General features: G+C 72.3%; 19 protein-coding genes. 3 read left to right on the forward strand and 16 right to left on the reverse strand.

Features of this window, described 5'->3' with window-relative positions; genetic code table 11:
• Positions 1 to 25: 25 nt before the first annotated feature.
• From EJ357_RS24595 to EJ357_RS48430, 7 genes are read right to left on the reverse strand one after another with little or no spacing between them, the layout of a single operon-like run.
• On the reverse strand, positions 26 to 211 hold the full coding sequence (locus tag EJ357_RS24595) for an MbtH family protein (RefSeq protein ID WP_126393706.1): 186 nt from the start codon (positions 209 to 211) through the stop codon (positions 26 to 28).
• Entirely contained in the window at positions 204 to 1,541 is a 1,338-nt protein-coding gene (locus EJ357_RS24600) for an MFS transporter (RefSeq protein ID WP_126393707.1), read from the reverse strand. The genes EJ357_RS24595 and EJ357_RS24600 overlap by 8 nt, the downstream gene beginning before the upstream one ends.
• 34 nt (positions 1,542 to 1,575) lie before the next feature.
• Positions 1,576 to 5,532 carry a non-ribosomal peptide synthetase gene (locus EJ357_RS24605; protein ID WP_175647506.1) on the reverse strand — a complete coding sequence of 1,319 codons (3,957 nt, stop codon included), beginning with the start codon at positions 5,530 to 5,532 and terminating at the stop codon, positions 1,576 to 1,578.
• A gap of 41 nt (positions 5,533 to 5,573) precedes the next feature.
• Complete coding sequence (locus EJ357_RS24610; RefSeq protein WP_126393709.1) at positions 5,574 to 11,993, reverse strand: non-ribosomal peptide synthetase; 6,420 nt, start codon at positions 11,991 to 11,993, stop codon at positions 5,574 to 5,576.
• Positions 11,990 to 15,097 (reverse strand): AMP-binding protein, encoded by a 3,108-nt coding sequence (locus EJ357_RS24615; protein ID WP_126393710.1) that lies wholly within the window; start codon positions 15,095 to 15,097, stop codon positions 11,990 to 11,992. Before EJ357_RS24615 ends, EJ357_RS24610 begins: the two co-directional genes overlap by 4 nt.
• Positions 15,094 to 15,342, reverse strand: coding sequence for a phosphopantetheine-binding protein (locus tag EJ357_RS24620; RefSeq protein ID WP_175647507.1), 249 nt, complete (start codon positions 15,340 to 15,342; stop codon positions 15,094 to 15,096). The genes EJ357_RS24615 and EJ357_RS24620 overlap by 4 nt, the downstream gene beginning before the upstream one ends.
• Before the next feature lie 45 nt (positions 15,343 to 15,387).
• A complete protein-coding gene (locus EJ357_RS48430; RefSeq protein WP_175647508.1) occupies positions 15,388 to 15,561 on the reverse strand; it encodes a hypothetical protein in 174 nt (57 codons plus the stop codon).
• A gap of 261 nt (positions 15,562 to 15,822) precedes the next feature.
• Between EJ357_RS48430 and EJ357_RS24625 the strand changes: the two genes are divergently transcribed.
• Positions 15,823 to 16,749: a helix-turn-helix domain-containing protein gene (locus EJ357_RS24625; protein ID WP_175647509.1), complete on the forward strand. Its 927-nt coding sequence runs from the start codon at positions 15,823 to 15,825 to the stop codon at positions 16,747 to 16,749.
• Between the two features lie 84 nt (positions 16,750 to 16,833).
• Entirely contained in the window at positions 16,834 to 17,580 is a 747-nt protein-coding gene (locus EJ357_RS24630) for a transposase domain-containing protein (protein WP_267132862.1), read from the forward strand.
• Here the strand turns inward: EJ357_RS24630 and EJ357_RS24635 are convergent, their stop codons facing one another.
• The 6 genes from EJ357_RS24635 to EJ357_RS24660 form a co-directional block, all read right to left on the reverse strand.
• Entirely contained in the window at positions 17,581 to 17,931 is a 351-nt protein-coding gene (locus EJ357_RS24635) for a helix-turn-helix domain-containing protein (RefSeq protein WP_126393714.1), read from the reverse strand. It abuts the gene before it with no gap.
• A gap of 677 nt (positions 17,932 to 18,608) precedes the next feature.
• The gene (locus EJ357_RS24640; RefSeq protein WP_126393715.1) at positions 18,609 to 18,920 is read right to left on the reverse strand and encodes an SCO5918 family protein; all 312 of its coding nucleotides are present in this window, start codon (positions 18,918 to 18,920) and stop codon (positions 18,609 to 18,611) included.
• A complete protein-coding gene (locus EJ357_RS49515) occupies positions 18,884 to 19,201 on the reverse strand; it encodes a CBS domain-containing protein (protein ID WP_228472579.1) in 318 nt (105 codons plus the stop codon). Before EJ357_RS49515 ends, EJ357_RS24640 begins: the two co-directional genes overlap by 37 nt.
• Positions 19,202 to 19,287: 86 nt before the next feature.
• Positions 19,288 to 20,781, reverse strand: coding sequence for a DEAD/DEAH box helicase (locus EJ357_RS24650; RefSeq protein WP_126393716.1), 1,494 nt, complete (start codon positions 20,779 to 20,781; stop codon positions 19,288 to 19,290).
• A gap of 244 nt (positions 20,782 to 21,025) precedes the next feature.
• Positions 21,026 to 21,229 (reverse strand): cold-shock protein, encoded by a 204-nt coding sequence (locus tag EJ357_RS24655; protein ID WP_028799214.1) that lies wholly within the window; start codon positions 21,227 to 21,229, stop codon positions 21,026 to 21,028.
• Positions 21,230 to 21,709: 480 nt separating this feature from the next.
• Positions 21,710 to 22,177, reverse strand: a complete 468-nt coding sequence (locus tag EJ357_RS24660) for a DUF5990 family protein (protein ID WP_228472580.1) — start codon at positions 22,175 to 22,177, stop codon at positions 21,710 to 21,712.
• 658 nt (positions 22,178 to 22,835) lie between these two features.
• On the opposite strand from EJ357_RS24660, the gene EJ357_RS24665 reads away from it, so the two are divergent.
• Complete coding sequence (locus EJ357_RS24665) at positions 22,836 to 23,540, forward strand: hypothetical protein (protein WP_126393717.1); 705 nt, start codon at positions 22,836 to 22,838, stop codon at positions 23,538 to 23,540.
• A gap of 316 nt (positions 23,541 to 23,856) precedes the next feature.
• On the opposite strand, the gene EJ357_RS24670 is transcribed toward EJ357_RS24665, so the two are convergent.
• The 3 genes from EJ357_RS24670 to EJ357_RS24680 form a co-directional block, all read right to left on the reverse strand.
• Positions 23,857 to 24,378: a DUF5994 family protein gene (locus EJ357_RS24670; protein WP_126399950.1), complete on the reverse strand. Its 522-nt coding sequence runs from the start codon at positions 24,376 to 24,378 to the stop codon at positions 23,857 to 23,859.
• A 112-nt stretch (positions 24,379 to 24,490) separates the two neighbouring features.
• The gene (locus EJ357_RS24675) at positions 24,491 to 24,907 is read right to left on the reverse strand and encodes a DUF5994 family protein (protein WP_126393718.1); all 417 of its coding nucleotides are present in this window, start codon (positions 24,905 to 24,907) and stop codon (positions 24,491 to 24,493) included.
• A gap of 396 nt (positions 24,908 to 25,303) precedes the next feature.
• On the reverse strand, positions 25,304 to 25,882 hold the full coding sequence (locus EJ357_RS24680) for a DUF5994 family protein (protein WP_126393720.1): 579 nt from the start codon (positions 25,880 to 25,882) through the stop codon (positions 25,304 to 25,306).
• Positions 25,883 to 26,074: the final 192 nt, after the last annotated feature.

Raw genomic sequence — 26,074 nt, forward strand, 5'->3', positions numbered from 1 at the left:
GGCGGTCAGGTCACGTCCGGTCGGCTCAGCGCAGGCTGAGCGGGCGCAGGTCGGTCCAGACCGTGCCGATGTGCGCGAGAGCCTCCTCGCGGCTGCCCTCGAACCCGGTGGCGCGCCAGCCGGCGGGCAGGGGCAGCGTGGCGGGCCACACCGAGTACTGCTCCTCGTGGTTGACGACCACGAGGTGACGGAGGGTGTTCTGCTCAGGCATGAGGTGCTTCCTTGGTGTCGGGCGTGAGTGGGGCGGGGTCGGCAGTGAGCGGGGCCGGCAGGTCGTACCTGATCCGGGCCAGCGAGGAGAGGGCCAGCGGGAGCAGGGCGGAGGACAGGCCGATCGCGGTGATCAGGACCGTGCCGCGCAGGCCGACGGTGCCGCCGAGGAAACCGCCGAGGAGTGCTCCGACCGGGGCGATGCCCATGGCGACGAAGCGGTTGGTGGCGGCCACCCGGCCCTGGAGGGAGTCGGGGGTGAGGGTCTGCCGGATGCTGAGCACGGTGACGTTGTTGGCGACGCCGAACGACGCGAACAGGAAGTTGATCAGCATCAGGGTGCCGACGGCCAGGAACCCGGAGCCGTGCACGGCGGAGATGCCGAGCATGACGAGGTTGGCGATCGAGGCAGTGGTCAGCATGGTGCGGCCGTAGCCGAAGCGCTGCGGCAGTCGGCCCGCGAAGGCCGCGCCGACCAGGAAGCCGGGCCCCAGCGCGGCCATGACCAGGCCGATCTCGCCGGCCGACAGGCCGAGCGTGCGGGGCATGAACTGGACGAAGGCGACCTCCAGCGCGGTGAAGGACAGGTTGAAGATCGACGCCATGATCGTCATGGCGCGCAAGGGCTCGTTGCCGAAGACGAACCTCAGGCCCGACCACACCTCGCGCAGCGTCCCCGCCGGGGAGGCGCCCTCGGTGTGCTCCTCCCGCTTCTCCTTGTGCCGGATGGCGAGGATGGTCAGCGCGGACGCCAGGTAGGACACGGCTCCGGCCAGCACCGCGACGGGCGCGGTCAGCCACTGCACCAGCACACCGCCGAGCGCGGGTCCGCCGATGGTGGCGGCGGACTGGCTGGTGCCGAGCGCCGAGTTGCCGGCGGTGAGCTGCTCGCGCTCCACCAGCCGGGGCAGATAGGCCTGCCCGGCCACGTCGAACAGCACGCTGCCGCAGCCGGCGAAGAAGCCGAGCACGTACAGCCAGCTGATGCCGAGCTGGTCGGTCCAGTACAGGACGGGCACGACGGACAGCACGAGGGCGCGGGCGAGGTCGGTGGCGACGAGGATGTTCTTGCGCCGGACGCGGTCCACGAGCACGCCGGCGAACAACGAGACCAGCAGGTACGGCAGTTTGACCACCGAGGTGAGCAGGCCGACCTGCGCCGAACTGGCGGCCAGGGCCAGCACCGCGACCAGGGGCAGCGCGAACTCGGTGATCTGGGCGGCGAACAGGGAGGCGGTCTGCCCGGTCCACAGCCGGGTGAAGTCGGCGTTGCGCCAGACGCTGGGGGTGGGCGGCGAGGTGGCTTCCCCGACGGTCGCGGCGTCGCTCATGAGGTGCTCCTGTAAGAGGGGTTGGGGGATCGGGTCACTCAGCGACGACGCCGTGCGGGCGGCCGGCGGCCGCGTCCTCCAGGCGGCGCGCGACCTCGGGGACGTTGGGCTGTTCGAGCATGCTGAAGTGGTTGCCGGGCGATTCGTCGACCAGGAGGGTGCCGCCGACGCGCGGCTGCCAGCCCATGTGCCAGCCCTCGAAGAGCTCGGTCTCGGCGCGGATCAGCACCGCGTCGCCGCGCAGCGGCTCGCGCGGGGTGTCGCGGTAGGTGAGCAGGGCGCGGGCGTGCCGGGTGTAGAGCTGGACCAGTCGGCGCAGGTCCTCGACCGAGCGGGCGTCGGCCCGTTCGTCGCTGGTGCCCTGGGTGAGCCGTACGACGTGTTCGAGGCGGGCCTCGGGGTCGAGGGCCTCCAGTTCGGCCTCGGTGACGTCGAGCCTGCCGGCGAAGGCGCCGAGGATGGCGGCGGACTCGCTGGTGGCATAACGCGGCGGGACCGGGTCGTCGATGCTGGCGCTGATGATCGTCAGCATGCCGACCTCCTCGCCGGCGGCCTCCAGCTGTCGGGCCATCTCGTAGGAGACCATGCCGCCCATGCACCAGCCGCCCAGGAAGTACGGGCCCTCGGGCTGGCGGGCGCGGACCTCGGAGAGGTACAGCGCGGCGATGTCCTCGATGCTGTCCGGGCGGGGCACGTCGGGGCCCGCGTACTCCGGCGCCTGGAACGCGTACAGCGGGCGGTCGGGGTCGAGGGCGTCGACGAGTTCGGAGTAGCAGAAGACGCTGCCGCCCAGCGGGTGCACCAGGAAGAACGGGGAGCGGGTGCCGCTGGAGCGCAGCGGTACCAGGGTGGACGCGGCCTGCTGCCGCTCGCCGCTGACGATCTCGGCGAGCCGTTCGATGGTGCCGCCCTCGAACAGCGCGGCGACCGGCACCTCGGCGTCGGTGATCTCGGGCAGCCGCATGATCACGCGCAGCGCGGAGAAGGAGTTGCCGCCAAGGTCGAGGAAGGCGTCGGTGACCCCGACCTCCGGGACTCCGAGGACGTCCCGCCAGATCGCGGCGATGGCCTCCTCCGTGGGAGTGCGCGGCGCGACGAAGGCACCGGCGGCGGTCTCCTCACGGCCGGGGGCGGGCAGGGCGAGGCGGTCCACCTTTCCGTTGGGGGTGAGCGGAAAGGCGTCCAGCACGACGAAGGCACCGGGCACCATGTACTCGGGCAGCGAGCCGGCTGCCAGCTCGCGCAGCTCGCCCACGCTCGGCGCCGCGTCGCCCTCGGGGGTGAGGTAGGCGGCGAGGCGGACGTCGCCGGGCTGGTCACGACGTGCCATGACGACAACCCGGCCGACACCCGGATGCCGGGACAGCACGGTCTCGATCTCACCGAGTTCGATGCGAAAGCCGCGCACCTTCACCTGGTGGTCGGATCGGCCCAGGAACTCCAGCCGCCCGTCGGGCAGCCACCGGGCCACGTCACCCGTGCGGTACATACGGGCGCCCGCCGCGTCGGCGTACGGGTCGGGCACGAAGCGGTCGGCGGTCAGGTCGCCGCGCCGGGAGTAGCCGCGGGCCAGCCCGTCACCGGCGATGTAGAGGTCACCGGGGACGCCCACGGGGACCGGGGCGAAGGACGCGTCGAGGACGTGGACGCGGGTGTTCGCGATCGGGCGGCCCAGGGTGACCGGCTCGCCGGGGCGTACCCGGTCCAGGGCGGACCAGATGGTCGTCTCGGTGGGCCCGTACGCGTTCCACACCACCGGGAAACGGGCGGTCAGCTCCTGTGCCAGGTCCTCGGGCAGCGCCTCGCCGCCGGAGACCACCCGCAGCCGCTCGTCCTCGCCGAGTCCGGCCTCGACCAGCAGCCGCCAGCTGGACGGGGTGGCCTGCACGACGGTCGCGCCGGAGCGCTCCACGGCCTCGCGCAGCCGGGGCCCGTCCACCGCGATGTCGGCGGCGACGACCAGCTCGGCACCGGCGAGCAGCGGCAGATAGACCTCCAGGGCGGCGATGTCGAACGACAGCGAGGTGACCGCCAGCAGCCGGTCCTCCTCGGTCAGTCGGAGGTCACGGCCGAAGGAGAACAGCAGGTTGAGCAGCGCCCGGTGCGGGATCTGCACACCCTTGGGACGGCCGGTGGAGCCCGAGGTGTAGATCGTGTACGCGAGGTGTTCGGGGCCCGCGTACGGCAGCGGATCGGTCTCCGGCCGGTCCCCCGCGACCGTACGGTCCACCTCGACGACGGCGGTCCCGTCGGGCACCGCGGGCGGGGCGAGCCCGACGCCCGTCAGCAGCACCGGCACCCGGGCGTCGTCGAGCATGTACTCGAGTCGCTCGCGCGGATACCCGGGATCCAGCGGGACGTACGCGCCGCCCGCCTTCAGCACCGCGACCAGGGCCACGATCAGTTCCGCCGAGCGCTCCAGGTGGACGCCGACCAACGTGTCCGGGCCCACCCCGAGAGCGCGCAGTTCATGGGCCAGCCGGTTGGCCCAGGTGTTGAACTCGCCGTAGGTCAGGACGGTGTCGCCGAAGCGCAGGGCGGTGCGGTCGGGGTGCTTGGCGGCGCGCTCGGCGAGCAGCTCGGGCAGGGTGCGGTCGAGGTCCCAGCCGGCCTCGGTGTCGTTCCACTCGGTGAACAGCCGGTCCAGGTCGGCGGCGCCCAGCAGCGGGGTGGCGTGCACGGCCGCGTGCGGGTCGGCGACGAGCGCGGCGAGGGCGCCGGCGTAGTAGCCGCCGACGGTGTCGATCCAGGCGGCGGTGAACTCGGCGGCGTCGTAGTTGATCCGCAGCCGGACCTCGCCGGTGACCGGGTCGGTGCCGAAGTTGGCGGTGAAGGGGAAGTTGGTCTGCTCGAAGAACTCGCCGCCTGTGACGGCGAGTTGGTCGAGTTCCATGTCGTAGCTGCGGAAGCTGCGGTGGTCGACGACCGTCTCGAAGAAGTGCGACCGGCGCTGGTCCTGAAGCATCTGGGCCATCGGGTAGCGGCGGTGCGGCAGCGCGCCGCTCTCGGCGCCGTGGACACGCCGGGCCAGCTCGGTCCAGGTGGTGGCGGTGACGTCGACGACGAGCGGGAGGGTGTTGAGGAACAGGCCGACGACCTGGTCGCCGTCGGCGGTCTCCGGGCGGCCGTTGCCGACCAGGCCGGTGACGACCCGGCTCTGCCCGGACAGCAGCGACAGCACCCGCGCGTGGGCGGCGAACATCACCGACTTCACGGGCACCCGGGCCTCGGCGGCCACCGCGCGCAGCCGCTCCCCCAGCCCTTCGGGCAGCGGCACCTCGTGCACGCGGGCCTCGCGTACGGCGGCGAGTTCCGGGTCCGCCTGCCGGGGCAGCGCGGTGAAGTCGGTGTCCTCCAGCACGTCCGCCCAGTACGCGCGGGACTCCTCGCTCGCCAGGGCCTCCTGTTCCAGGGCCAGGAAGTCCCGGAACCGGGTCGCCGGGGCGGTCGCCGGGTCGGGCCGGTCGGCCAGCCGGGCGTCGTAGCCGGTGATCAGCTGGGAGGTGACCAGGGACAGGCTCCAGCCGTCCAGGATCGCGTGGTGGAAGCTCAGGTTGAGCCGGAAGTCGTCGTCGGCGAAGACGTGCACGTGCAGGGTGAGCAGCGGGGCGCTGGTCAGCGTGAACGGCGTCGCCTTCTCCCGTTCGGTCCAGGCGGCCACCCGCCGCTCCTGCTCGGCCGGTTCCAGGCCGCGCAGGTCCTCCACGGTCAGCGGTGGCTCGACGGACGCGTGCACCAGTTGCATCGGTCTGCTGAACCGGGTCAGGTCGAAGGAGCTGCGCAGGATGTCGGAGCGCTCGATCACCCCGGCCAGGGAGGCGCGCAGGACGGCCTCGTCGAACGGGCCGGACAGCCGGACGGCGGAGATGTCGTGGTAGGTGGGGGTGTTGCCGTCGGCATGGCTGTGGAACAGCATGCCGGCCTGGAGCAGGGTCAGCGGATAGGCGTCGATGATGGCGGCGGTGTCGGCGCTGTCGTCGTGGGACGGCACGGGGTTCCTTCCGGAGTGGGGCGCGGGGAGCCGGGGCGGGGTCATCGGGACGTGAGGCGGGCGAGGTCTTCCGGGGACAGCAGGCCGAACGCGGCGATCTCCTGGCGGGCGGATCCGGCACCGCTGGTTGCGGCGCTCTCGCTGTTCTCGGCCAGCCAGCGGGCGAGGTCCTCGACGGTCTGCGCCGCGAACAGCCGCTGGAGCGGGATCTCGTGACCGGCCTCTCGGGCCAGGCCGACGATCCGGACGGCGTGCATCGAGTCGCCGCCGATCTCGAAGAAGTTGTCCCGGGTGCCTACCCGGTCGAGGCCGAGGACGCGCTGCCACAGCCCGGCGAGCAGTTCCTCCTGCGGGGTGGCCGGGGCGATGTGCTCGCCCGCCGTCCCGGCGTCCCGGTCCGGGGCGGGCAGGGCCCCCCGGTCGACCTTGCCGTTGGGGCTGAGCGGCAGCGTGTCGAGCACGACGAAGGCACTGGGCACCATGTGCTCGGGCAGCCGCTCGGCGAGGGCGGAGCGAAGCGCGCCCACCGACACTTCCTGACGCTCGGTCAGGTAGGCGACGATCCGCCGGTCTCCCGGCCGGTCCTCGCGGACGAGCACAACCGCCTGCCCCACGGCGTCCAGGTCCAGCAACGCCGCCTCGATCTCGCCGAGTTCGATACGGAAGCCCCGCACCTTGACCTGGTGGTCGGTCCGGCCGAGGTACTCCACGTACCCGTCGGCGTGCCGACGGGCCAGATCCCCGGTGCGGTACAGGCGGGCGCCCGCCTCATCGGCGTACGGGTCGGGCACGAAGCGGTCGGCGGTCAGCTCGGGCCGCCCGCCGTAGCCACGGGCCAGCTGCACCCCGCCCAGATACAGCTCGCCGGGCACGCCGATCGGGGCGGGCCGCAGCAGGGCGTCGAGAACGTAGGTACGGGTGTTGGCGATGGGAGTGCCGATGGGGACGGCGGCGCCGGTCCAGTCGGGGCGGGAGGTCCAGCGGGTGACGTCGACGGACGCCTCGGTGGGGCCGTAGAGGTTCTCCAGGGCGGCCTGCGGCAGGGCCAGGTGGAATCGGCGGGCCAGGTCCGCCGGGAGGGCCTCGCCGCTGCACACCACAAGGCGCAGCGAGCCGCAGTCGGCGGCCCGCCCCGCCGCGAGGAAGGCATCCAGCATGGGCGGCACGAAATGGCAGACGGTGACCCGCTCGTCCCGCACCAGCCCGGCCAGGTGGTCGGGGTCGCGGTGCCCGCCGGGGGCGGCGAGGACCAGCCGGGCGCCCGTCAGCAGGGGCCAGAACAGCTCCCACACCGACACGTCGAAACTGATCGGCGTCTTCTGCAGCACGGTGTCCGCGCCGGTCAGCCGGTACGCGTCCTGCATCCAGCGCAGCCGGTTGACGATCCCCCGGTGCGGCACCTGAACGCCCTTGGGGCGGCCGGTGGAGCCGGAGGTGTAGATCACGTACGCCAGGTGGTCGGGTCCGGCGACCGGTTCGGGCTCGGTCCCGGGGAAGCCGTCCCCGGCCCGGTCGTCCACGGCGACGACGGCGATCCCGTCGGCGGCGAGCGCCTCGCCCCCGCCGGAACGCGCGAGCAGCACCGGCACCCGGGCGTCGGCGAGCATGAACGCCAGCCGCTCCCGCGGATACCCGGTGTCCAGCGGCAGGTAGGCGCCGCCCGCCTTGAGCACGGCGAGCAGGGCCACCATCAGTTCCGGCGAACGGTCCAGGTGGACGCCGACCACGGTGTCCGGGCCGACGCCGAGGCTCCGCAGCCGGTGCGCGAGCGCATTGGCACGGCCGTGCAGCTCGGCGTACGTCAGCTCGCGGTCCGCGAACCGTACGGCGACCGCGTCCCCGTGCCGGGCGGCGGCCTCGGCGAGCAGCCCGGTCAGCGTGTCGCCGGCCGGCCAGTCCACGGCGGTGTCGTTCCAGGCGTACAGGAGCCGGGCACGCTCGTCGGACCCGAGCGGGTCGATGCCGGAGAGCAGGACGGACGGGTCGGCGGCGACGGCGGTCAGCACATTGGTGAAGTGCTCGGCGAACCGCTCCACGGTGGCCGTGTCGAACAGCTCCACGTCGTGGTCGAGCCAGCCGATCAGCTCCCGCCCGGTGTCGATCATCCGCAGGTTGAGGTCGAACTGGCTGTTCGCGGCGGACACCTCGACGAGTTCGCCGCTGAGGCCCGGCACGTCGAGGGTGCCCAGCTCCACGTTCTGGAGGGCGAACAGCACCTGCACCAGCGGCCCGCGCGACAGATCCCGCTCCGGGACCAGCTCGCTCACCAGCCGCCCGAACGGAACGCGCTGGTGGGCGAGAGCCTCCAACGCGCTGTCGCGCACCCGGCCCACCAGTTCGCCGAAGGCGGGGTCGCCGTCGAGGTCGACGCGGAGCGGCAGGGTGTTGAGGAAGCAGCCGGGCAGGTCCTCGAACTCGGCCCGCGGCCGGTTGGCCACGGGCGTGCCGACCAGCAGCCGCTCCTGGCCGCTCCAGCGGGACAGCACGACGGCATAGGCGGACAGCAAGGTCGTGAACAGGGTCGAACCGTGCGCCCGGGACAGCTCGCGCAGCGCCGCCGAGGTGGCCGCGTCCACGGTGATCCGGCGGCGGGCGCCCCGGTGGGCGCTCACGGCCGGGCGCGGCCGGTCGGTGGGCAGCTCCAGCACCCGGGGGGCGCCGTCGAGATGCCCGCGCCACCAGTCGACCAGGCCGTCGAGGACGGGCCCGTCCAGGTCGGCGCGCTCCCAGCGGGCCACATCGGCGAACTGAAGTGCTGGTTCGGGCAGTTCATCGCCCTGGTAGGCGGCCGACAGCTCACGCAGCAGCACCCCGAACGACCAGCCGTCGAACCCGATGTGATGCACCGTCAGCGCGAGCACGTGATCACCGTCGCCGATCCGCAGCAGCGCCACCCGCAGCAGGGGGCCGCGCGTGAGGTCGAAGGGTTCCCTGACGCTGTCCATCGCGGCGGCCACGGCGGCCGCGTCCGGGTCGGGGCGGTCCGACAGATCCGTGGTGCGTACGACGACCCGGGCGCCGGGCACGGCCCGCTGGCGCGGGGTGCCGCCCGGACCGGCCTCGAACACGGTACGCAGGACGGCATGCCGCTCCACCACCGTGTCCACGGCCCTTTGCAGCGCCGCCGACTCCAGCGGGCCGCGCAACCGCAGCACGACGGGCATGTTGTAGGCCGCGTCGCCGGGCCGCAACTGCTCCTCCAGCCACAGGCGTTCCTGGGTCCAGGACAACGGCGCGGGCTCGCCGGGGTCGGTGCGCGGAATGTCTCCGTACGGGGCTGTGCCCGTGTCGTCCTGCTCGTCCAGCAGGGCGGCGAGGGCGGCGACGGTCGGATGCGCGAACAGGTCCTGGAGGGTGAGCCGTTCGGCAGCCGCACCGGGGAACTCCCGGCGCACCCGGGCCAGTAGCCGGGTCAGCAGCAGGGAGTGGCCGCCGAGCGCGAAGAAGTCGTCGGTGGCACCCACGCGTTCGCGGCGCAGCAGCACCCGCCACTGCTCCGCGAGCCGCTCCTGCACCGGCCCGTGCGGGGCGACGAAGCCGCCGGTGGCGGCCTCGGCCCGGTGCTCCAGGGCGCGCAGGGCGTCCAGGTCGGTCTTCCGGTTGGCGGTGAGCGGCAGCGAGTCGAGGACGACGTACGCGGACGGCACCAGGTGGCCGGGCAGCCGCCGGGCCAGCGAGCCGCGCACCTCGGTGAGGTCGGGAGCGGCCCCGCCTGTGGCTGTTGCCAGTCGGGGCACCAGGAAGGCCACCAGGCGGTGGTCGCCGTCGCCGTCCGGCAGCGCGAGGACGGCGCTCTGCCGGATCCCGGGCAGCGCGTCGAGCGCGGCCTCGGCCTCGGCGGGCTCCACCCGGTGCCCACGCACCTTGGCCTGCCGGTCAGCCCGCCCAAGGTGGTCCAGCAGCCCGTCCGGGCGCAGCCGGGCGAGGTCCCCGGTCCGGTAGACCCGCTCACCGGTCCGCCCGGGGAACGGATCGGGTACGAAGCCGGAGGCGTCCCCCTCATCGCCGTACCGGGCCAGGTACGGCGTCCGTACGACGAGTTCGCCGATCTCCCCCAGCCCGGCGGGGCGGTCACCGGCGAGAACCAGCAGCTGCACGCCCTCGATGCCCGGGCCGAGTGGCACCGGACCGGCCGGGATGGTGTCGGCCGGCGTTCCGGCCCGGTGGGCGAGGTGCGTGGACACGGCCTGCGGGGTCTCGGTGGCGCCGTAGAGGTTCAGCAGGTCGGCGCCCGGGGCGAGCCGGGCCCAGGCGCGCAGGGTGCGGCCGGTGAGGGTGTCGCCACCGAAGCCGACCAGCCGCAGCGCGGGCCAGCCGGCCGTCCCGTCCGCCTGGTCGGCCAGGGCACGGGCAAGGGCCGGGGTGAGGTGGGCGACGGTCGGGGCGGCCGTGCCCAGCCAATGGGCGAGGGCAGCGGTGTCCCGTACGTCGGCGGCAGGGAAGACGGCCGCCCCGCCCGCCCACAGCGGGGCGAGGACGTCCCGCAGGAACGGGTCGTGGCCGAGCCCGGACAGCACGGCGAACCGGTCGCCGGGACCGAGTTCGAAGGCGCGCGTGTACCAGTCGAGGAAGTGGGTGAGCGGGCGATGAGTGCCGACGACCCGGCGGGGCCTGCCGGTGCTGCCCGAGGTGAAGGCGACATAGGCGTCGGCGTCGGGACCGGGCACGGCTGCGGGGGCGCCGTGGGGCAGCCCGCTCAGGGCGCGGTCGAGGGTCTCACCGGGCTCGATGCGCAGCACCGGTCCGGTGACGAAGCGGGGCAGCGGCAGGCCGGGGGCGCACGAGATCCAGGCCCGGGGGGCGAGGGCCTCGGCGCGGGCGCGCAGCGCGTCGTCGGGGTGGTCCGCGTCAAGGACCGCGAAGACCGCGCCCGCCTTGACGGCGGCCAGGATCCCGAGGACGACGGCAGGATGCCGGGCGGCGTGCAGGGCGAGCACATCGCCGGGCCGGATCCCGCGCTCGTGCAGCAGCCGGGCCAGCCGGTCGGTGGTGCGCTCGATCTCGGCGTACGACCAGACGCGGTCGCCGGCGATCAGGGCGGGGGCGTCCGGGGTGGTCGCGGCGTGCTTGGCCAGCCGGTCGGCGAGCGGCTCGGGCGCGGCGGGCGCCAGGTCGGCGCCGAGGTCGGGCAGCAGGGTGGCGGACCGCGCGGTCGCCAGGTCGAAGTCCCGTACGGTGCGGGCGGGTTCGGCCGCCGCCTGGGAGAGTACGGCGCGGAACTGGCCCAGCAGGTCCTCGATCCGGCCGGCGTCGAAGAGACCGGCGTCGAACACCGCCTCCAGCGTGTAGCCGCCGTCGGGCCGGGCGCCGGCGTACAGGGTGAGGTCGAACTTGTTGTCGATGTCACCGAAGGGCAGCTGCTCCACCGTGCAGCCGGGCAGGACCGGGGCGCCGACCGGCGGCAGCATGTTGAAGAAGACCTGCACGAGCCGGCCCCGGGACAGATCACGCTCCGGCGCGAGATCCGCGACCAGCCTGCCGAGCGGCACCCGCTGCCGGGCGAATGCCTCCAACGCGTCGTCGCGGACCCGGCCGAGGAGTTCGGCGAACGCCGGATCGCCCGCCGCGTCCACCTTCAGGGGCAGGGTGTTGAGGAAGCAGCCGACCAGCTCGCGGTCACCGGGGCCGCGCGTGGACGCCGGGGTGCCGACGAGCATCCGCTCCTGCCCGCTCTGCCGGGCGAGTACGACACCGAACGCGGTGAGCAGCGTCATGAACGGCGTCGCCTCATGGGCACGGGCCAGCTCCCGCACAGCCGCCCCGGCCGACGCGTCCAGCTCCGACCGGACCCGGGCACCGCGATGCCCGCGTACGGCGGGACGAGGGCGGTCGGCGGGCAGTTCCAGCACGCGGGGCACCCCGTCCAGGTGCTCTCGCCACCACGCCACCAGCTCGTCGGCGCCCGCCTCGCCGAGCCGCTCGCGCTCTGCCCGCACGGCCTCGGCGAAGCCGCGCCGGAGCGGCTTCAGAGCGGCGCCGGGGTCGGCGTACAGCAGGGGCAGCTCGGCGAAGAGCACCGCGAACGACTGTCCGTCCGCGATCAGATGATGGGCCGACAGCAGGAGCAGGTGCGCGTCGTCGCCGTATCGCACGGCCACGACCCGCAGCAGCGGCCCGTGCCCCAGGTCGAACGGCTCGCGCACGGCCCGGTGCAGCGCCGCGTGCGCCGCCGCCTCCGGATCGGCGAGCCCGCGCACGTCCTGGATACGGACCGGCACGGTCACCGCGGCCGGCACCCGCTGCCGGGGCTCACCGTCCGCTGCCTCGAACACGGTGCGCAGGGCGTCGTGGCGGGCCACGAGGGCGTCCACGGCGGCCTGGAGTGCGGCGACGTCGAGGGGGCCGCGCACCCGCAGGATCACCGGCATGTGGTACGCCGTGTCACCCGGGCGCAGCTGCTCCTCGAACCAGATCCGCTCCTGCGTCCAGGAGAGCGGGGCGGCCAGGTGCGGGTCGGTCATGTGGGGTCTCCCGGAAGATCGGTGCGGCCGGTGAGGTCGGCGAGGCCAGTGGTGAACAGGGCCGCGGTCTCGGCCAGCGCGGCAGGGCTCAGCAGGCCCTCGGGCGCCGTGACGGCGCCGGTGAAGGACCTCCCGTCGTCCCAGAGTTCGCACGTCAGCTCGGTCTGGCAGCCGAGGGCGGGCGCGGGCAGCGGCGCGAACCGCACCCCGTCCGCCTCGGCCGGGGCCGCCACCCGCTGCAGCGCCAGCAGGTTCTGGTAGAGCGGGGCGCGGCCGGGTGCCGGGCGGGGGGCCAGCGCGGCGACCTCGTCGGTGCCGAGGGCGGTGTGCGCGAAGACCTCCAGGAGCCGCTCGCGGACCAGCGCCAGCAGCGCCGGGCCGTCCAGGGACGGGTCGGCGGCGATCCGTACGGGCAGGCCGTTGGCGAAGTAGCCGACGGTGCGCTCGTGGGCGGCCGCGCGGTCCTCCACGACGGTGCCGACGGCGAGGTCGTGCTGCCCGGTGACCTTGGCGAGCGCCCGCCACCAGGCGGCGAGCAGCGGCACGAGCACGGGGTGCCGCGCACGGGCGGCCGACTCCCGCAGCCGGGCGGTGTTCCGTGGACCGAGGTCCAGGTGGTGGGCGATGACGGGCCGCGTCCACACCTCCCGCATCCCGGGGGCCTCGCTGCCGGGCCACTCGGGCGCGGTGAGCCCGGCCAGCCGCCCACGCCAGAACTCCCGCGCCGCCGCACGGCCGGGACGCTCCGCGTCGACGGGCGGCACGGAGACCGGCTCCGGGGCGTGGCCCGCGTAGGCGGCGGCGAGGTCGGCCACGAGAATCTCCTCGGACCGGCCGTCGTACACGATGTGATGCACGGCGAGCAGCAACAGCCGCCGCCCGGCCGCCGGTTCGACGACACCGGCGGCGAACAGCGGGCCGCTTCCCACGTCTCCCACCAGGGCCGTGAGCTCACGGGTCAGGGCCTGCTCGGAGACCGTGCCGCTCAGCAGCGGGGGCGGCGGCGAGGTCTCGGCGGTCCTCCGGCGCGGGCGGCCGCCTTCGCGGGGGAAAGTGGTGCGCAGTGCCGGCTGGGCGGCGGCGACCGCGGTCAGGGCGTGCCGCAGCCGGTCCAGGTCGAGGGGGCCGGTCACCTCGACCCGGCTGACCGCGACGTGGCCGGGGGCGCCGGGGGCCAGCCGGGAGGCGAGCCAGAAGCGGCGTTCACCGGGGGACAGGTCGGCCGGGTCGGCCGGGGCGTCAGCGGCCGGATCGCCCGGGACCGCGTCAGCGGCCGGGTCCGCGGACCGCCGGCCGGCCGCGACTGCCTCCAGGGCGGCCACGTTCGGGTGCTCGTACACGTCACGGGCCGACAGCTGCACCGCGAACAGCCGGGAGAGCCGGGCGGCGATCCGCAGCACGTGCAGCGAACTGGCGCCGGACGTCAGCAGGTCGGAGTCGGGACGCAGTCCGGGCGCCGCGAGGATGGCCCGTGCCTCGCGCAGGGCGGGGCTGACATCCGCCCCAGCGGCTTCCACCGTCCCCGCCCCGGCCGTAACCCGCTCCCGTACCCACGCCTCCACCGCCCGCAGATCCGCCTTGCCCGTCGGCCCCAGCGGCACCGTTTGCAGATGCAGGAAGCGGTCGGGGCGCAGGTACGCCGGGAGGGTCTCGGCGGCCGTGCGGCTCAGGTCTGTCTCCGGCAACGGCGCCACGTCCTGCGTCGTGTACGCGCAGACCGTCCCCGTGACCGTGGCGTGGTCGTCTCTCAGCGGGACGAGGTAGGCGTGCCGGATGCCGGGCAGTGCGGTGATCCGACGTTCCACTTCGCCGGGTTCCACCCGGTACCCGCGGATCTTGAACTGTCGGTCGGCCCGGCCGACGTACGACAGTCGGTCCTCGTCGTCCATACGGACCCGGTCGCCAGTGGCGTACGCGCGCACCGTGCCGCGGCCCGGGAGGGCGACGGCGGCGAAGCGGCGGGCGTTCTCCTCCGGCCGGTCGAGGTAGCCGAGGGCGAGTCCGTCACCGGCCACCCACAGCTCGCCCTCGGTGCCGCGGGCCACGGGGCACCGGGTCTCGGGGTCGAGGACGGCGAGCACCGTGCCGCGGACCGGGCGGCCGACCGGGATGCCGTACGGGTCGGCGGTGTCGGCGCGGCGGATGTCGTGCGTGCTGACGAAGACCATGGACTCGACGGGCCCGTAGCCGTTGGTGACGCGCAGGCCGGGGTGGTGGTCGAGGAGGGCTGCGAGGTGCGGCGGGGAGAGCCGTTCGCCACCGCAGAGCAGATGCCGTACGCCGGTGAACGCTCCGGGATCCTCGTCGACGATCAGGTTGACCAGGGAGCTGGTGAGCCAGAGCGTGTCGACACCGTGTCCGGTGACGAGGGCGCGCAGCCCATCGGGGGTGATCAGCGGCTCGTCGGGGGTGACGCACGAGCCGCCGTTCATCAGCGGCCCGAAGACCTCCAGCGCGCCGGCGTCCCAGTACGGCGCGGCGAGCAGCGGCATGACCGTGCCGGGTCCGAACGTGGCGTATCCGCCGTCGACGAAGGTCCGTACGAAGGCCCGGTGCGGCAGGACGACACCTTTGGGGCGGCCGGTCGAGCCGGAGGTGAAGAAGACGCAGGCGGGGTCGTCGGCGCCGACGCCGGGCAGACCGGTGTCGGATGTTCCAGTCCTTGCGGCGCCGGTGCCGGGCAGCAGGACGGCCGGGGTCCCCGCCGGGAGCGGGGCCGCGCCGCCGGTCGTGTCGAGGACCACGCGCGCGCCGAGGTCCTCGATCACCTCGCGCACCCGCCGGGCGGGCCAGTCCGGGTCCACGGCGGCGTAGGCGGCACCCGCCAGCAGCACGCCGAGCGCGGCCACGGCGAATTCCGCGCCGGCCCGGGCGATCACGGGTACGAAGCCGCGCTCCGCGGCTCCGGCCTCGGTGAGCATGTCCCGTACCGCGCGGGCGCGGGCGACCAGTTCTGCGTAGGACACGCGGGCACCGCCCGGTCCGTGCAGCGCGGTGGCGTGCGGGGACCGGGCGGCCTGCCGCAGTACCGCCTCGTGAGCGGTGGCACCGGCGGGGACGGGCTGCCCCGGGCCGACTGCGACCGATGCATGTGGCCCCGTCATGACGGACGGGTCGCCGCGCCAAGCGCTTCCGCCAATTCACCGGGGGTCGACCGCAGTACGGCGGTGAAGTCGGCCTCGATACCCCAGAGCTCCTCGACGCGCTCGACCACCAATACCGCGTGATAGGAGTCGCCACCCTGCGACAGGAATGTCAGGTCATCGAAAATTTCGGTACCCAGGATGTCGGCAAGAAGCAGCCGGACGCTTTCCGTGGTGATTTCCTGGGCTGCGTCGAGTCTGTTCACGTCACTTTCTCCACTGCTCAGCGGGCCGATCGGACGAGGGGATTCCTAGCTCCAGCCGCTGTCGCCGAGCGGGGCGTCGACGGCGCTTGCGGAACCGGTGTTTCCGGCCACTACTGCCGCCGGCGCACCGTCCGCGCCCCGCGCGGCGACCGAGTGCACACCACTGGCAAGCCCGGCAGTCACCAGGAGAGCAAAAACGGCAAACATGGACTTCTTCATGGAAACTTCCCCCAGAATCGAGACACCGCATGACCGGCCGACCGTAAAATCAGCCCTTTCACGATGTTGTAATCCCGCCTGCATGGTCGTCCAGGGACGTCGTCCCGCATGATGATGCGAACAGGAAACTGCAGGGGGGACGAAATGGACAAAATCCTTGAATCCGATCCTTCGTTGCTTCTCCGGGGACTCTCGCCGGACCATATTCGGCTTTATCACTGGGGAGCGACCCAGGCCTTTTTCACGGCGAAAGAAGCCGCGATGGTCCTGGACATCAGCGAATCCGAGGCGGCCGAGGCCATCGAAGCCCTGAAGGGATTCCACCTGATCGGCCAGGTGAACGACTCGGAAAATCTCGACGGGATGTGCGACCGCGGCCCCTGGTGGCGCGCCGTCCACCCGCACTTGGCCACCGCCCACATGGCGAGCGCGGAATCACGGCTGCGCCGGCGGCTCTACGAGCTGGACGCGCGGCGCGACTTAGTGACCGCCCTCGCCTCGTCCTACCCGGCTCGCCCCCACCGCGGGTCCCAGCCGCCCGAGGCGATCGAGGTGGTCGACTCGCTCGACGACGTGATCACACTGATCGAGCAGGCCAGCGCCGAGTGCGAGCAGGAGATGATCACCTGCCAGCCCGGTGGCGGCCGTCCCACGGCGGAACTGGAGCAGGCCGTGGCCCGGGACACCGCGCTGCTGGGCCGAGGGGTGCGGATGCGCACGCTCTACCAGCACTCCGCCCGGCGGCACGCGCCCACCCAGGCCTATGTGGACCGGATCGCCCCCGCGGGCGCCGAGGTCCGCACGATGACCGACCTGTTCGGGCGGCTCATCGCCTTTGACCGCAGGATCGCCTTCATCCCCCACCATCAACGCCGGGGTGGGGCGGTGGTGCTGCGCTCCCCCGCCGCCGTGGCGTTCCTGTGCGAGGCCTTCGACCGCGCCTGGGACCACGCCACCCCGTTCTGCGGGGCCGAACGCACCGAGGCCGCAGTCGACGGCCTGCGCCAGGGCATCCTGCGACTGCTGAGCAAGGGCCTGAAGGACGAGGTGATCGCCCGCCGTCTGGGCATCTCGCTGCGCACCTGCCGCAAACACATAGCGGACCTCTTCCAGGAGCTGCACGCCGAGAGCCGCTTCCAGGCGGGCTACCTCGCGGCCACCCACGACCTGCTGCGGGACACCCCCTAGAGCCAATGCCGTTGTCTTGGTTTGCGGGCGTACGGTAAGGGTCTGCTGACCTGGGTGTATCCGCCGGAGTTGGTGGATCGTGCGGTGGCGGCCTTTGGTCGTAAGGAGCACCGCAGGCGTCTGCTGCCGGCCCGGGTGATGGTGTACTTCGTGCTCGGGCCGGCCCTGTTTGTCGTCGGCGCCGTATCTGGAGGTGATGCGGCGTTTGGTCGAGGGCAGGGCCCGCAGTCCGTAGCCGGCCTCCGCGGCCTGTTCGCCGAAGAAGCGCCGGGACCGATCTCCTGCCGCGTCAGGCGCCGTCCGGTGGACGACACCTCGGCCAGGATTCCGGCACAGCCGCCCAAACACTCCCCGGGGAATGACCCGCTCCATCCCGTCGTCCCCAGGTTCCTGACGGACTGTTGCCTTCCAAGCGGCCGTCGGCCCGGATCACCGCGGCATCGAGAGGTGGCCTCCGGGCTGGATGACCTTGTCCGCTCCGAGCGGGCGAAGCATCACAAGGGCAACTCCGCGCACCACAACGAGGAGCCCACGCGCGCTCTCAGCTTGGGAAGCGACGGCGCTTGCGTGGCCGTATGGCCGCTGACCTGGGTAGATGCGCTACGCAGCGGCAGGGGTGAGGGTCTTTTGGCACCGCTGGTGACCGAGGTTGTCCGCTCTGAAGGGCACGCTATGGGCACGACGGGCGAGAGGTGGACGACCATGGAGGCGCGCCCCCGCTGCCCCCGCCGCGGGACGTGGGCTCGCGGCGCACGACCTGCTTCCCGTGCGGGCGCTCATGGTCGATCGGGCGTAGTAGGTGTTCGAGCCGACCGGCACGCTTTCACGTGATCAGCTGGCACCGGGGACGGAATTTCCGGGCGCTTCATGCCCGGCCCGGCGGTACTCGGCGTTGATGCGCTGAGCTTCCTCGAGCTGGTCCTCAAGGATGACGATGCGGCAAGCGGCCTCGATCGGGGTGCCCCTGTCGACGAGCTCGCGGGCGCGCGCCGCGATCCGGAGTTGGTAGCGGGAGTAACGGCGGTGTCCGCCCTCCGAGCGCAGCGGCGTGATCAGACGAGCCTCACCGATGGCTCGGAGGAAGGCCGGGGTGGTGCCGAGCATCTCGGCGGCCCGCCCCATCGTGTATGCGGGGTAGTCGTCGTCGTCCAGACGATCACTGAGGGGGATATCTGCTGTCATGTCACCTCGTTGTGCAACGCGTCGAGGGGCCCTGGTGCCGTACGGCACCAGGGCCCCGAAGGAAATTCAACACCATCTGTCGGCCCTAATGCTGTGCCGACCTTCTGTTTCCGCTACCAGCCCTGCAGAAGGGGGGTGCGGGGATCGCGGCTGCGTGACCGGGGACCACCTTCCAATCCGGGGTCTTGCGGTACCCGGGGCGAGTGCTTCTCGGACCGGGCGATCCTGATGGCGTCTGCTCCTCCGTCCTTATCTCCGAACTTGATGAACTGGTACTTGCGGTACTGCTCGGTGGTGCTGTTGGCGGCCCCTCGACCTGCGAGCCGCCCAGTGCGGTCCTCAGCCCCGTCACCGTCCTGCGAAAACCTTGGCTTCGGGACTCCAGAACCGCACTGACCTGCGAACCTCATGTACTGCAACCCGCCAGTTCGTGTCTGCCGGGCTTCGCTCGACCGATGTCTACGAGAAAAAGGCTAACCGCGCCAGAGCTCAATGTCTACTCTGGCAAGAACAGATTTAAGCCTTGTGGGGGAACAGGTAGCTTGCGACCTGCAGCAACGGATGGCGGCCTGGCGGTCCAGCCGCGGAGAACGGACGGCGAGACAGCCGTGAGGGCCCTGCCGACACATGTCGGCAGGGCCCTCACGGGGATCCTGATGGCGGTTTGCCGCCCGTCCTCATCCGTCCAGGGCGGCGGCGCCGAGCAATGCCGACGCGGACTGGAGGGGAGAGGGGACAGGCACTGGCGTGGCGTCGGGGTGGGCGTGGCAGGTGAAGCCGAGGCGGGTCATGGCCCGGATGACTTCGCCGCCGGTGAAGTCGCGGCGGTCCTGTCGGGTGATGACCTGTCCGACCTGCTTGACGGGGTAGCGGCGGCGGCCGATGGTCACGGACTCACCCGTGATGAGCTCGGGCGTGATGCCTTTCATCGAGGCCAGCACTCCGCTTTTGGTCAGGTCGAACGGGTACCGGGCGATGACACAGCGCATGATGCCCTCACAGGGAAGAAGAACGGGCTGGGAGAAGGAGAACCGGCTGATCGGGGGAGGCGATCCGCGAGGACGTCCCGTAGCCGGATCTGGTCCGTGTACGTAGAACTGCCGCGGTGGACGGCGAGTTCGGCCAGGGTGATCGAGCCCGTGCACTGGTCGTCTCCGTCGCACAGGAGGAGGCACTCGACACCGGCACTGGCCATGACGGACAGGGCGACCTCGACGGTCATGTCGTCACTGACCCGAGGCCCGTCCGCCGCCATGTCGTCGGCGCTCATGGGGGAGAGGACCGCCTGTCGTCGCTGCGTCTGAACCGGTGTCAAAGCGGCCTCCTCGGAGTTGGGTGAGTGTCTGATCGATGCCCCTAGGCCGCCGGGTCGAAGGCGGGCCGCTGTGCCCTGCGCCGCTTCGCCTGTCCGGTGGGGCGCCCTTGGGCGGAGCGGTCGCGGCGGCCTCGGAACGAGGGAGGCGCGGAGGACACGGCACGGCGGGGGCGTGCCACGGCCGGTGCGGTGATGACGACAGGAACACCGGAAGGGGCCTGGGCGCCTGTGATGCGGGTCAGCTCCGCCTCACCGGACCGTACGGCGATGATCTGCGGGGTGATGCCGGCCGACGCCATCAGGCGGTTCATGCCGCGGCGCTGGCCGGGGGTCACCAGGGTGACGACGCTGCCGGACTCTCCGGCGCGGGCGGTACGGCCGCCGCGGTGCAGGTAGTCCTTGTGGTCGGTGGGCGGATCGACGTTGACGACGAGGTCGAGGCCCGCCACGTGGATGCCGCGGGCCGCGACGTTGGTCGCCACCAGTACCGTCACGTGTCCGGTCTTGAACTGGGCGAGGGTCCGCGTGCGCTGCGGTTGGGACTTGCCACCGTGCAGGGCCGCGGCGCGGACGCCGCTGTTCAGCAGGTGCTTGGTCAGCCGGTCCACGGCGTGCTTGGTGTCCAGGAACATGATCACGCGGCCGTCTCGTGCCGCGATCTCGGTGGTCGTACGGTGCTTGTCCGCCTCGTGCACGTGGAGCACGTGGTGCTCCATCGTGGTGACCGCTCCCGCGGACGGGTCGACGGAGTGGACCACCGGGTCGGTCAGGTAGCGGCGGACGAGCAGGTCGACGTTGCGGTCCAGCGTGGCGGAGAAGAGCATCCGCTGCCCTCCGGGGCGCACCTGGTCGAGCAGCGCGGTGACCTGGGGCATGAAACCCATGTCGGCCATCTGGTCGGCCTCGTCGAGGACGGTGATGGCGATGTCGTCCAGTCGGCAGTCGCCCCGGACGATGAGGTCCTTGAGTCGCCCCGGGGTCGCGACGACGACCTCCGCGCCGGCGCGGAGTGCACCGGCCTGTTTGCCGATCGACATCCCGCCGACCACGGTGGCCAGCCGCAGACTCACGGAGCGGGCGTACGGGGTGAGCGCGTCGGTGACCTGCTGGGCCAGCTCGCGGGTGGGTACGAGGACCAGGGCCAGCGGCTGTCGTGGCTCGGCGCGGCGGCCCGCGGTACGAGCCAGTACCGCCAGGCCGAAGGCGAGGGTCTTGCCCGAACCGGTGCGGCCGCGGCCCAGCACGTCACGGCCGGCAAGGGAGTTGGGCAGGGTCGCCCCCTGGATGGGGAACGGTACGGTCAAGCCCTCGTGACCGAGCGCGGCCAGCAGCGGCGCGGGCAGGGCGAGGTCGGCGAACGACTCGACGGCGGGCAGCGCGGGCGTGACCGTCACCGGCAGCGCGAACTCGCCCTGGGGTGCGCTCTGCCGGCGATCGTTGCCCTTGGAGCGCCGGGGAGCCCCCGAGCGCTTGGCGGCGGAACCCCGGGCGCGGTCGTTGGTACGGGTCGTGCGGGCGGTGCGTGCGCGGTTCAAGCGGAACCTTTCCTCGATGTGAGCACGTAGGCACGTAGCAAGGAATTTCCGCAGCAAAATGAACGGCGCAGAGAATCGCGAGAACGAGCCGGAGATGATGGGCGCCGAGTCGTATCGACGGGGGGGATACGTCACCCTTTGGTGATGGGGTGGGTCTTCCCGTCACGCGCCCTGAAATGCGGCGAGCTGGGGCCCGCACCCCAAGGTGCGGGCCCCAGCTGCGAAGTATGCGTTGCTGCCGGTGTCAGGCGGGAACGATGTTCTCGGCCGTCGGGCCCTTCTGGCCCTGCGCGATGTCGAACGACACCTTCTGGCCTTCCAGCAGCTCACGGAAGCCCTGGGTGGCGATGTTCGAGTAGTGGGCGAAGACGTCGGCGCCGCCGCCGTCCTGCTCGATGAAGCCGAAGCCCTTTTCCGCGTTGAACCACTTCACGGTGCCAGTAGCCATTTCATTTCTCCTTCGGAGACGATGTCCGGAATTCACCCTGTGCGGATTCCGCGTCGCCGTGCTGATTACCCCGTCGGAAAATGAACCTTCTGGCAACCACACCTGCAACTGAGATCGACGTTAGCATGACGCGGTCGGCTCTGCGTGGTCAATGATTCCGCTCGGGTTGGCGGTCCAGGAATACTCGCCGTGTGCCGCACCTATTTCTCACTTCACGGATACAGATATTGATCCGCACGGATGCAGTGTTCCTGCCGAACCCTTCCGGCCACAGGGCCACGACCTCCGTCGATGAGCTGTGCGCCGCTGCCATCGTCATCAACGGATGGGACAACGGCGAACGCGCCGGTACCTCACTATCGCGATGAAGGTCACATCGGCCCAGAAGAGACGACGCCGATGGCAGCGCGTGCGGTCCGGGCGCGGTCGGCTTGCTCGCCGATGACGCCGTGTCACGTCGTCCTTCGTGTGCGGCATCTCCTAGTCGGCGCGTTCGGCGGTCCAGGTGATGTGCGGGGGCTCGACTCGTGCGCACAGGGGCCCGCCCTGCCCGTCGGTCAGACCGAGGCGTCCGACCAGCAGCCCGTCGCGTGCGGCGGCGGCGAGTACGTCGGCGGGTATGACGTCGAGCAGGAGCTTGGCACGGCGGAACATCGTGAAGGTGCCCGACTCGTCGACCGTGCCCCACGACAGGTAGATGAACCGCCGGCCCAGACGGTCCTGCACGTAGGGGCCTTTGACCTCGGTGCCGGTCGGCGAAGCGCTCGTGGTGCACTCCAGGGTCCATGTCGCGGACGGTGCGTCGCCGGGCTGCGGCGCGAGGAGTTCGGCCGGACGGTCGCGACGTTGCACGGCGACGTGGATGTTGCCGTACGCCGGGACCGTGCCGTCGACGGAGGCTGGGCAGGCTAGGCCGGGCAGGTCGACGGCGTCGATGCGGATGCGCATGGCGGCCATCATCCCCCAGGGGGCGTGTTTGCCTCGTGCGTTGACCACGGGGCTCTCACATGCTCCTGCCGGGACGGTGGTGGTGCCGCCGAACTGACCGATGCACCTGCTGCACGCACAGGGGCGCGCCAGCCTCAAATCAGTGTGGACAAGACAACACCAGGCCACTGACCTGGGGTTCCATCATGGAGCGGGTGACGAGAATCGAACTCGCGCTCTCAGCTTGGGAAGCGACGGCGCTTGCGGGACAACACGGTAGGTGACCTGCGGCAATTCATCGCGTGCGTGTTGTCGCGCGAGCCTGGGCGCACCGCTGTCGACCGTGATTGTCCGTGCTTGAGGGCACGCGGTGGGCACGAGACCGAGGAACGGCGGACCGAGTCCCGTCTCGGCGGACTCTTCGCTCGACTCGGCCGGATGGCGTGTCCGGCGCGAGGTGCGCTGCGCAGTTGCACACTTCTCTGACGAGGCGTGCACCTGACGGTGTCCCGACCGCATCCGGGCCGACGCGGCGCTACGCCCCCGTCCGCCTCCGGGGCGGGCGTAGCCTCGAAGGCGCCGAGGGCTTCTCGTGTGCCGGCTCATGTGCCGAGTGCCGTTCTCGGCGAACGACGACGCCGGGCCGGACCCCGTCCGGGCCCGGGGCAGGGTTCGCCTCATGACCGCGCACATGCCGGACCGCCCGGCGACCGCCCGCCCCGGGATGCCGGGCCGGCACGGGACGCCTCCCGAGATACCGTCCCAGTCGCGGCGCCGACAGGGGGCGTCGCCCGACAGGGGCGAGTTCGTCCGGCCGCTGACCCGGCGCCAGGTCGACGACCGGATGTGGGAGCTCGGTGAGTTGTACGCTCACACCTCGTCGAGCGAGCCGGGGATCTCGGACCTGTCGGACCAGGCCGGGTCCGATGCCTTCCGGCAGCGGCTCGCGGGTCATATGCGGCGGCCGGGGTTCGAGCTGCTCGTCGCGGAGGCCGTACGCCCCTCGGGCGCCACTCACCTCACGGCATGTGCCTACGGCTTCCCCGTGCGCGGCGCCGGCCCCTGGTGGCAGGGCCTCGACGAGTATCTCCCGGAGAACCTGTTCCGCGTCGCCGCCTCGGGAAAGCTCTTCGCGGTCGCCGACGTGCTCGTGGCGAGCCGGGTGCGCACCCATGACCTGACCCGCGAGTGGAACATCGCCCGGCGCCTGCAGAAGCGGTTGCTCGGCGACCACATCGGCGCGCTCGGCGTCACCCTGGTCGACCGCCGTGACCTGGACACCTACCGGGCACTGCTGGCCTGGGGCTGGCGCTGTCTCCCGGCCGAGGAGCGCGGGGCGTCCCGCTTCGCTCCGCGCCGCCTGCTGGTGCTGGCGCTCCGCTGAAGGCGGCGGACATTCTCCGGGGTGTGGCCGCGCTACCGTGACGTCGCGGGGGAACAACATCAAGCCTCGCGAGGTCGCTCTCCGGTGTGCGAGGAGGGCACTCTCGCGTTGCCTGATGAGCGGCTGCTCCGGCACGTTGGCTGAACCGGAGAAGCCTGGGCTGGGTCAGTCCCCAGGGGAACGTTGCTGAACCGGTCCTGCACACCAAGTCCCCTGCCTGGCCGAGCACACACGTCTGGGGCGCGGTTCTCTCAGAACTTTCTGCTGCTGGACGCACCGGTGATCCTGACCGATCGGCGTTCGGTCACCGGTTCGGTCACCGGCCTTCCCGTCGATGGTCGTCGACAGCCCCCGGTTGGGTGGGGCGGGCCTGGCCCGTGCTGGTGTCGATCAGGATCTGCACGGCCTGCTTGGGGTTGTCGGCACGGACCGCTTCGGCCATCGCGGCCCGCGCCGCCTCGGGAGGCGTGTCCGGCGGAACCACGAGCAGGGAGAAGTAGTCCTGGTCTCCTCGAGTCACGAGCGCGGTGTCGTCGCCCAGGGAGAAGGCGTCGATGTGCACGACCCGGTCGTCGACCGTCATCCGCGTCGGCATCTCGTCCCAGGCCCCGGAGTCCAGGCCGATCCGGGTGACCGGCCCGAGGCGCTCGGTCAGTGCGCCGATCAGGCCGGGCAGTTCGGTGGCGAGGTGCCTCGAACGGGGCCACCACGCACCGTCGAGTATGCCCTGGCGCTCGTGGGTGGTGGTGAGCCGCAAAAGAGCCGTTCCGGGGCGCACCGACTCGTGTACACCGTCCGCGAGGAGCCCTTCCGGATGCGGGGTGGGGGAGTCCGGCATCGCGCTCATCTGCCTTTCCGGGTGGGGCGAGCCGTCGGCTGCCGGTGTCGGCGGTGGCCGAGCGGCTGCCCGGAGGAGGGCGTCCTGCGTCTTTGCCCTCCTGGTGTCCAAGCTACTCCTGCCGGTCTCGGGCGCGGTCGTCCACTGCCGCGGTCATGAGCGGCCCGGCCTCCTCCTCGGTGATGTCGGGCGGCACGACCAGCAGGTCCCAGCGGCCGTGGCCGGGGGCGAGCAGGACGACGGTGTTCGGCGCGTGCGGTGCGACGGCCCTGCGCAGCCGTACGACCTGGTTGCAGACGAACATCCGGCCCGGTGCCGCGGACCAGGCGGCTGAGTTCACCGTGACACTGGCGATGTGCCCCCAGGCGCGCGGCAGCGCGGCGAGCAGCGGGGGAAGCTCCGCCAGGAGATCGTAGGAGCGGGGCCACCACGCGCCGTCGAGGCGGCGGGGCAGGGTGCCGTGGGGCGCAAGGCGCAGCCGGAGGAGGGGATGGGAGGGCGGCGGTACGGGCGGGACTGTGGTGATCATGAAATTCCTTGGGTGGGCTTGTTGCGCGGGCGGGCCCGGGCCGGTCACGAGCGGCGGTGTGGCGGGCCGAGACGGGCCCTGGTTCACGGCCTGCACCCGGCTGAGCTGTGCGAGGAAGTGGATCGCGGTGGCCGACGGGTCGGCCCGGCCGGGCACTCGGGTGCCGGGACGCGGGCGGCGGCAGCCGCGGTGGCTGACCTGTGGCAGGCGTCAGGCGGGGCCGCGTCCGGATCGCGGGCGTCGAGGGCGGGCAGCGGGGCCTGTCATGATGCGGCACCTGTCCCGGGCGTCGAGCCGCCCGGTGTCGTCCTGCGCCGGGAGCGAAACCGGTTCGGTCACCGGTATGCGGCGGGCCCTCGGTCATTTCACCCTACCGGGCGCAGCGCAATACAGGGGTCACGGACCGTAACAGTTGTGGAAGAAGGAAAGGCCGGCTGAGGGGTGCTGCGGTGCACCGCCCTCGCCTTCCCACTGCTCCACCTGCTCCCGCTCCCACCGGGCGCCGTCCTGGTCGTGCCGACGCTGTTCGGCCGCGACGAGCGCGCTCGCGGTGAGGCGGAGCGCGGGGTCGGCCGCTGCCGTCATCAGCCGTGCGGCCGACGCCGCGTCGGTCCCGGGCGGGACGACCAGCAGATCCCAGTGGCCGACGCCGTAGGAGTAGAGGCGGATCGTGTAGGGGTCGAACCCGGACGCGAACCACGCGGTCTTCACTGTGTCACCGGCGGCAGGCAGGTCGCACGGCGCCTCCGGCCAGGTGCCGCGGCGCACGGCGAAACCGGGCAACCTCCCCCGCCTTGCGTCGAACGCGTCGGTGAGTATGGGCAGTTCGGTCATCAGATCGCGGGAACGGGGCCACCAGGCACCGCACACTGGGCCGGGCGGAATGGTCGGCGGGCGCAGCGCGAGCCGGGCCGGCAAGGGCGGGGAGAAGCGTTTCTGCTCGGGGGCCGCATGTTCATCGGCGCGCGATGCCATGTCGCGGTCCTGTCCCCGGGCCGCCGTACGACGGACCGGTGCCGTGGTGCGCCAGGAACGACGCCGACGGGCCGCGGGCGTACGGGGAACTCCCGGTGTCCGCCACGCTACTCCGCCCTGGCGTTCCCGGACCGGTCCACGGACGCGCGTCCGTGGCATGGCGGAAAACGGGCCTCCCCCGGGGTTCCCACC

This window comes from Streptomyces cyaneochromogenes (assembly GCF_003963535.1).
Taxonomy (GTDB): Bacteria; Actinomycetota; Actinomycetes; order Streptomycetales; family Streptomycetaceae; genus Streptomyces; species Streptomyces shaanxiensis.

Coding starts and splice junctions, on each gene's coding strand:
- EJ357_RS24595 (WP_126393706.1), bottom strand. CDS start 211: ATGCCTGAGCAGAACACCCTCCGTCACCTCGTGGTCGTCAACCACGAG.
- EJ357_RS24600 (WP_126393707.1), bottom strand. CDS start 1,541: ATGAGCGACGCCGCGACCGTCGGGGAAGCCACCTCGCCGCCCACCCCC.
- EJ357_RS24610 (WP_126393709.1), bottom strand. CDS start 11,993: ATGACCGACCCGCACCTGGCCGCCCCGCTCTCCTGGACGCAGGAGCGG.
- EJ357_RS24615 (WP_126393710.1), bottom strand. CDS start 15,097: ATGACGGGGCCACATGCATCGGTCGCAGTCGGCCCGGGGCAGCCCGTC.
- EJ357_RS48430 (WP_175647508.1), bottom strand. CDS start 15,561: ATGAAGAAGTCCATGTTTGCCGTTTTTGCTCTCCTGGTGACTGCCGGG.
- EJ357_RS24625 (WP_175647509.1), top strand. CDS start 15,823: ATGGTCCTGGACATCAGCGAATCCGAGGCGGCCGAGGCCATCGAAGCC.
- EJ357_RS24635 (WP_126393714.1), bottom strand. CDS start 17,931: ATGACAGCAGATATCCCCCTCAGTGATCGTCTGGACGACGACGACTAC.
- EJ357_RS24640 (WP_126393715.1), bottom strand. CDS start 18,920: ATGCGCTGTGTCATCGCCCGGTACCCGTTCGACCTGACCAAAAGCGGA.
- EJ357_RS49515 (WP_228472579.1), bottom strand. CDS start 19,201: ATGAGCGCCGACGACATGGCGGCGGACGGGCCTCGGGTCAGTGACGAC.
- EJ357_RS24655 (WP_028799214.1), bottom strand. CDS start 21,229: ATGGCTACTGGCACCGTGAAGTGGTTCAACGCGGAAAAGGGCTTCGGC.
- EJ357_RS24660 (WP_228472580.1), bottom strand. CDS start 22,177: ATGCGCATCCGCATCGACGCCGTCGACCTGCCCGGCCTAGCCTGCCCA.
- EJ357_RS24665 (WP_126393717.1), top strand. CDS start 22,836: ATGACCGCGCACATGCCGGACCGCCCGGCGACCGCCCGCCCCGGGATG.
- EJ357_RS24670 (WP_126399950.1), bottom strand. CDS start 24,378: ATGCCGGACTCCCCCACCCCGCATCCGGAAGGGCTCCTCGCGGACGGT.
- EJ357_RS24675 (WP_126393718.1), bottom strand. CDS start 24,907: ATGATCACCACAGTCCCGCCCGTACCGCCGCCCTCCCATCCCCTCCTC.
- EJ357_RS24680 (WP_126393720.1), bottom strand. CDS start 25,882: ATGGCATCGCGCGCCGATGAACATGCGGCCCCCGAGCAGAAACGCTTC.